A 7,053-nucleotide genomic window follows, 5' to 3' on the forward strand; every position below is an offset into this window, starting at 1 on the left:
GCGCCAGCCGCTTTCAGACGCTGTTCAAGATGAAACTGCCGCTCGGCTTGCCGCAGATTTTCACCGGGCTGAAGATTGCAGCGGTCGGGGTCATGGCGGGTGCCATCACCGGGGAGTTTCTTGGCGGCGGCAAAGGTTTTGGTGAACTCATTCGCGTTGCCTCCTCGCAGCTCAACACCCCAAGGGTGTTTTCATTGATCATTTTCCTCAGTCTTCTGGGGTTGACCCTGTTTTGGTCGGTCGTGTGGCTGGAGCGCAAGCTGGTTTTCTGGCACAAGTCCAGTATGAGCGGAGGCGTAAGCAAGTGAGCCTTTGGGCGACAGATAGGGCAACGCATGACGCTGGTTGATCAGGCTCTTGCCGAGCAGAAGGCTGGAGAGGGTAGCCGTACCGAAAAGGTGACGACGGCGACCTTCGTGTACCAGCATCTTCGCCAGGACATCCTCAAGGGTGAGCTCAAGCCCGGCCAGAAGCTGCAGATCGATCAGGTCGCTTCGCGCTATTCGGCAGGCACGAACCCCGTGCGCGAGGCGCTCAACCGGCTCTCATCGGAGCGCCTGGTCGATCGCCACGACCAGCGCGGCTTTTCGGTGCCTCAGCTGTCGCTCGAACGTCTCCGCGAGCTGGTCAAGACGCGCTGCTGGCTTGAAGCGAAGGCGCTGGAGGAATCCATCGCTAATCGTACCCAGGCTTGGGAAGACAATGTTATCCTCACCTATCACCGCCTGTCGCGTACGAAGGTCCGGCTGCCGGAAGAAGGCGGCGATAATTCAGAATGGGAAATCAAGCATCGCGCTTTTCACAATGCGCTTATCGCCGCCTGCGGGTCCTCGTTGCTGATCAATTTCTGCAACGAGATGATGGATCACGCCGAGCGCTACAGGTACATATCCATGGTCATCGCGACCACTCCGCGCCGCGATTCAAACGAAGAGCATCGCCTCATCATGGAGGCGACGATCGACGGCAATGCCGAGCTGGCAAAAGAGCATCTGGTCGCCCAGTATCTCAAGACCTTGCAGCTTCTGGAAGAGCAGCTTGAAATCGATGGAGCGACGTAGCATCCCACCAAGGTCGAGTTGGAAAGGCATTGCCAATTTGCTGGATGTGGTGTCGTGCCTACGGCGACCGTGCTGTCGCTGTCACCGCCGATGTCAGCGATGAGGCCCAGGCCAGCGAGGCTGTGGCCAAGACCGTCGCGTCCTTCGACCGGCTAGGCTAGCAGGACAGGACCGGGCAAATGTCAGGCCCGATCGAAAATGAAGCTGCGTGCTGCGATGCGAATTTGCCATCTCGACGGGTAGCTCGGCTCCTTCAGCTTGACCTTGATGTTGAGGCAACGAGGTCGTGCGCGAGCGACCCGGCGAAGCACTCGATGGCCGTGACGCGCGGCATGTGGGCGGCAACCAATGGCATCGGCGTCRGCGTTGCGCCTTCCTTGAAACAAGCCGCAATGCAGGCGGACGGAAGCTGTTGAGGGATACAGCCGCGGATTTCTCAGTGGTCGCGGGAGCGGAGTAGGTGGCAATTGCAACCACGCATTGATTGCAGATTCAGTAACTTAACCTCCATGGCGTTCTCGGCTTCCCCAAGTGGAGGTATGGAAGCAGTTCGGGTGAACTGCCGGTACTAGCCTTGGGTTTCCTCGGCTGGCTGCCGAGGGGGAAATTACGTGAATACAGCTTTTGGTGGACTTCGGTCCGTGTGCCGTGGTTTGGCGCGCGCGGCAAATACTCTCGTTTTGTTATCGGCAATCACTACCTTCGGCTCGGTCTGGCAGGCCCAGGCGGCGCCATCGGCGGGCTGCGCTGCGATCAACACACACTGGGGTAGTGGTGTCACCCTGTCCAACAGCCAGGAGCTTTGGAACCACCTCCGCTACACGGCTCCGGCGGCAGGAGGCGAGCCCGGCGTGAGCGTGAGCGCCGGTGAAAAGATAAACTATACGGTGACCACTTCCGGTGCGACCAATCCTGGTTCAGGCAACGCGGGCTTCGCAATCTACAAGAACAACGGGTCCGGGCCCGCAGGTGTCCCTCTTGAGCGCTTTGCCACACCGGGCAGTGAGCTGAGCCTGAACGGCACGTACACTATCGATGCCGACGACACCGGTTTTGTCGTCYACGCGTGGAGCGGCTCCGAAAACGGCACTCTCCAAGCCACCGTCACCTGTACACCTGCGCCAGCTGCCCCTGCGATCACCGGGCAGCCGGCCAATGCAAGCGTGGTTTCCGGCAGCCCTGCCACATTTTCCGTCACAGCAACTGACGCCACCGGCTATCAGTGGCAGGTCAATGAGGGCTCAGGTTTTACCAACATCGCCAATGGCAGCGTCTACTCGGGCGCAACCACGTCGACGCTGACGATCAGCCAGGCAACGGCCGGCATGAACCGGTATCTGTACCGGGTGGTTGCCACGGGTGCAGTTTCGCCAGACGCCGTCTCCACTCCGGCAACATTGAATGTCGCCTCGACTCCCACGATCACTGCGGTTTCGCCGCCTTCCGGTGATGTTGCCGGCGGCACTTCCGTCACGATCACCGGCACCCATCTTACCGGTGCCACGGCTGTGAAGTTCGGTGGCACGAATGCGAGTTCGTACACTGTCAACAGCGCGAGCTCGATCACCGCCACCACTCCTCCACATGCTTCCGGAAACGTCGATGTTGTTGTCGCGACCGCTTCTGGGTCGGCCACTTTGACAGGCGCATTTGCTTACGTTGCACCGTCGTCAATCACGTTATCCCCCGGCTCCGGCGCGCTGGCGGCGGCAACGATCAACATCGCGTACAGCCAGACCATCGCTGCCTCGGGCGGCACCGCCCCATACAGATACGCCATTACCGCCGGCTCGCTGCCTGCGGGGCTGACCCTTATTGCCGCCAGCGGCATGATTTCCGGCACGCCGACCGCCGACGGCACCGAAAGTTTCACGGTCACTGCAACCGACGCCAATTCCGCAACAGGTCAGGCCAGCTATTCGATCGCAGTGGGAGGCGTTCCGGCCCCGACCGCGGGAGCGGTTTCTGCGACGGTTGCAGCCAACTCAAGTGCGAACCCGATAACGCTGAACCTTTCTGGAGGCGCAGCAACATCCGTTACCGTGGCTGCAGCGCCGTCCCACGGCACCGCTTCCGCCGTCGGGACGTCGATGACCTACACTCCGACACCAGGCTATTCGGGCTCCGACAGTTTTACCTATACTGCAAGCAATGCCTCCGGCACCTCCGCACCGGCGACCGTGACCGTCACCGTGTCGGCTCCGACACTCGCGCTTTCGCCAGCAGCAGGACCCCTGGCAGGTGGAACCATCGGTGTAGCCTATGTTCAGACGATCACTGCCTCTGGCGGTACCGCGCCCTATAGCTATGAGATCACCAGCGGCGCCTTGGGGGCCGGCCTGTCGTTTGACACATCGACAGGGGTGATCTCCGGCACGCCGACGGCAAACAGCATTGCCAACCTCACCATCACCGCAGAAGACGCCCATGGCGCGACCGGATCGAGAGCCTATTCCCTCACCATCGGCGGTCAGGCGCCGGTCGCCGGCGCTGTGAGCGCGACGGTTGCAGCCAATTCCTCGGCCAATCCTATCACCTTGAACCTTAGCGGCGGTTCAGCGGCATCAGTTGCCGTTGCCTCGGCCGCCGCCCGTGGCACCGCCACGGCATCAGGTATGTCGATCACCTACACCCCGACGGCAGGCTATTCCGGCTCCGACAGCTTCACTTACACCGCCACCAATGCCTCCGGCACCTCGTCACCGGCGACCGTGACCATCACCGTGTCTCCACCGACCCTCGCCGTCTCGCCAGCGACCCTGCCCAACGGATCCACCGGAACGGCCTATAGCCAGACGATCGCCGCCTTAGGCGGCACCGCACCTTACCGTTACGAGATCACTTCGGGCGCGCTTCCGGCCGGCTTGACGCTCAATGTCTCGACCGGTGTGCTTGCCGGCACGCCGACAGCAAGCGGAACTGCCAACTTCACCGTTACCGCGACCGACGTCCATGGCGCATCCGGAGCGGCCGCATATGCGATCGCTGTGGCGGTATCACCGACCACCTTCGTTTTCTCGCCCGCCGGCGGCGCATTGGTCGAGGCCATGGCTGGTGAGGAGTACACCAGCAAGATCACCGCCACCGGTGGAACCGGCGCGTTGATATACAGTGTTGTCAATGGAACGCTTCCTGGCGGACTGGTGCTGAATGTCTCGACAGGCGCGCTCTCTGGCCCGCTGCAGGCGGCTACCGAGGGCGATTACAATTTCTCCATCGGTGTGCGCGATGCAAACGGCGCGACGGGATCGGAAGCTTTCACCCTGAAGGTCAAGACCCGTGCGGTTGCCGTTCCCGACCAGGTCGTCAACGTTCCGCCGGGGTCGGATCCGCTCGACGTCTATCTCAACAGCGGCGCGACCGGAGGTCCGTTCACCGACGCCGAGGCGACCTTCGTCGAGCCGGCCAATGCAGGCACAGTCACCATCATTCGCGGCCAGGTTGCCCAAGCGTCTGCGTTCGCGGCACCTGTCGGCTGGTATCTCAATTTCAAGCCGAACCGGGGCTATTCGGGTCGGGTGCGCGTCGGTTTCCGTCTGACGAGCGCCTTGGGATCCAACACCGGCACGATCACCTACAATCTCGGCTACGATGCAGCCGATGTGGCCGAAAACATCGAAGCGCGGGTACGCGGCTTCGTCGAGTCGCGCCAAGGCATGATCGCTTCGACGATTGCGATCCCGGACTTGATGGAGCGCCGCCGCATGGAGACGGCCGGCGCGCCGGTCACGGCCCAGATGTCGCCGTCAAAGAGCGGCCTGTCACTTGGCTTTGCCTCATCGCTGGCGCAACTGGGCGCTGCGTCCTCGCCGTTCAACATCTGGATCGACGGCGCTCTGATGGCGCACAAGCGGGACGACAATGCCGGCAACTGGGGCAGCTTCGGCATGGTTTCGCTCGGCGCAGACTATCTGCTATCCGAAAAGGCCTTGATCGGTGTTTCCCTGCACTATGATCGCATGTCCGATCCCACCGACGAAGACGCGTTGCTGACCGGCAATGGTTGGCTGGTTGGCCCCTATGCTTCGTTCGAGCTTGGCAAGGGTGTATTCTGGAACACCAGCCTGCTCTATGGCGGGTCGTCCAACGACATCGACACGCAGTTTTGGGACGGGACGTTCAACACCCAGCGCTGGATGTTTGACAGCTCGCTCAAGGGCCAGATGCAGATCGACGACATCACCGTGCTAACGCCGCGGCTGCGGGCCGTCTACTTCTCCGAGGAAGTCGACGACTATGCCGTCCGCAACGAGCTCGGCGACGAGATCGAGATCGACGGCTTCAACCAGGAACAGCTGCGCCTCAGCCTTGGTGCTGAGATAACCCGGACCTTCGAGCTGGCGAACGGCTCGACCCTGATGCCAAAGCTCGGCCTCACCGCAGGCTACTCGGCGATGGACGGGGGCGGCCTGTTCAGCACGGTCTCGACCGGGCTGTCGCTGCAGACGGTCAACGACTGGACCATCGATGCCGATCTTCTGTTCAACATCGAGGGCGCAGGTCAGAGGTCGGTTGGCGCGAAGYTGGGCGTCAGCAGCAGGTTCTGACAAAGGCAGCGGCCGCATGCATGACGCATGCGGCGACGCCGGCGCGAGGCATCTCCATTTGGCGGCCGTCGCGTGTCATCTGTGACGACTTGACGTGATCGACAAACAGCGGACGGGCAGCTCGATGATTGCGTCCGGACCATGCAATGTGTCGGCGTCGAAGAACAAACTGTCCCCCGGCGTCATCCGATGAAGGCTGCAGCCGTGGCGGTAGACGATTTCGCCTTGCCGCATGTAGAGGAACACCATCCCTTGGTGGCTGGCTGACGGGAAGATGTCCGTCTCGCGCGTAAGGGTGATCATACAGGGCTCGACAACAAAGCCAGCGGGGTCGACGCCCGTATGGCCGAGGCGCTTTTTCTGGCTGGCCGAAGCGGTACCGCCATGTGCTCCCGCTCTGACGAAGATTGCAGTACGCTCGGCTTCGAAGCGGCTCACCAGCCAGGTGATGGGCACAGCCAAGCCGCGCGATATCGCCTGCAATGTGGTGAGCGAGGGCGAGATGCCGCCGTTCTCGATCTTCGACAGCATTCCGACTGACAGGTTCGCTGCCGCTGCCAGGTCACTCACCTTCATGCCGTGTCGCGTTCGAAAGGCGCGAACCTCGCGACCAATTGCATTGTGCAGCAATGGTTCTCTGGCTTTTTTCACGGTGATCTCAGGCTGATGGCGCTGAAGGATCAGGTGCGGTGGGGCTGCACCACTTGGCACAAGCTTCGGGTGACCCGTTGCCTTGGACGGATCACCCGAAGTCGAGTTCAGTATCCGCCGAGCCTGGCCGGCATCACGAAGGACTTCGTCAGAATGTAGTGCAGGAGCGCTGCTACCAGGCAGGCGGGAACAGATGCGCTGACCCAGATGAATGGCCCATGCGCGGCAAGCGATTGTGGATCGAACAAGGCGTAGTAGACGAGGCCACCACCTGCCAGCGCCAGGAACGAGGCCGGATTGATGCCGCGCCAGAACGCATAGTCGGAATCGGCACCGTCGTTGAAGACGTCGCACTGCTTGATCCGGCCTCGGCGCAGGATCAGGTAGTCCACCGCGGTTACGCCGGAAAGCGGAGCAAATCCAAGTGCAGTCCAGGCGAGGAACTTGAAGAAGTTGTCGTAGATCTGGCCCGGGAAGAAGGCGATGACGATCACCGGCACAAACAGCGCCCCGGTCAGCAATCCCCATGGCAGTGCTTCGAAGTAGCGTCCGCCGGCTTGCCGCATCGCCAGGCACATGCCGTAGAAGATGCTGACGATGGCGGTGATGTTTGCCAGTCCGACAAACAGCAGGGCTGTCACCCCGATGAAGGCTCCGCCGAGCGGGATCATCCAGGCGGTAGGGTCATGCGACCCAAGGCTGAGGGCTGCAAACAATCCGACCAATTCACCGAGCACGGCAGCGGCGAAAATGCCGATCAGGTTGGGCCAGAGCGCTGCGCGCGGGGTGCGCGT

The 7,053-nt window shown here is 61.8% G+C and carries 6 protein-coding genes; 4 read left to right on the plus strand and 2 right to left on the minus strand.

Annotated features, from left to right (window positions below):
- The 4 genes from AC1DUU_RS18860 to AC1DUU_RS18875 all read left to right on the plus strand — a co-directional run.
- Positions 1-308, plus strand: a 308-nt coding sequence (locus AC1DUU_RS18860) for an ABC transporter permease (RefSeq protein WP_476784930.1), incomplete at its 5' end; no start/stop codon positions are given.
- A gap of 27 nt (positions 309-335) precedes the next feature.
- The gene (locus AC1DUU_RS18865; RefSeq protein ID WP_476784931.1) at positions 336-1,061 is read left to right on the plus strand and encodes a GntR family transcriptional regulator; all 726 of its coding nucleotides are present in this window, start codon (positions 336-338) and stop codon (positions 1,059-1,061) included.
- A 29-nt stretch (positions 1,062-1,090) separates the two neighbouring features.
- A complete protein-coding gene (locus AC1DUU_RS18870) occupies positions 1,091-1,222 on the plus strand; it encodes a hypothetical protein (RefSeq protein ID WP_476784932.1) in 132 nt (43 codons plus the stop codon).
- A 690-nt stretch (positions 1,223-1,912) separates the two neighbouring features.
- Complete coding sequence (locus AC1DUU_RS18875; protein WP_476784933.1) at positions 1,913-5,608, plus strand: putative Ig domain-containing protein; 3,696 nt, start codon at positions 1,913-1,915, stop codon at positions 5,606-5,608.
- Positions 5,609-5,683: 75 nt separating this feature from the next.
- On the opposite strand, the gene AC1DUU_RS18880 is transcribed toward AC1DUU_RS18875, so the two are convergent.
- Positions 5,684-6,319, minus strand: a complete 636-nt coding sequence (locus tag AC1DUU_RS18880; RefSeq protein ID WP_476784934.1) for a helix-turn-helix domain-containing protein — start codon at positions 6,317-6,319, stop codon at positions 5,684-5,686.
- Positions 6,320-6,366: 47 nt separating this feature from the next.
- Positions 6,367-7,053: cytosine permease (locus tag AC1DUU_RS18885; protein ID WP_476784935.1), on the minus strand; the 687-nt coding region annotated here is incomplete at its 5' end.

The sequence above is a fragment of the Aminobacter sp. P4_H6_2 genome, from assembly GCF_056400805.1.

Excerpts from the sequence above, each read along its gene's own strand:
- AC1DUU_RS18865 (WP_476784931.1), top strand. The coding sequence starts at position 336 with ATGACGCTGGTTGATCAGGCTCTTGCCGAGCAGAAGGCTGGAGAGGGT.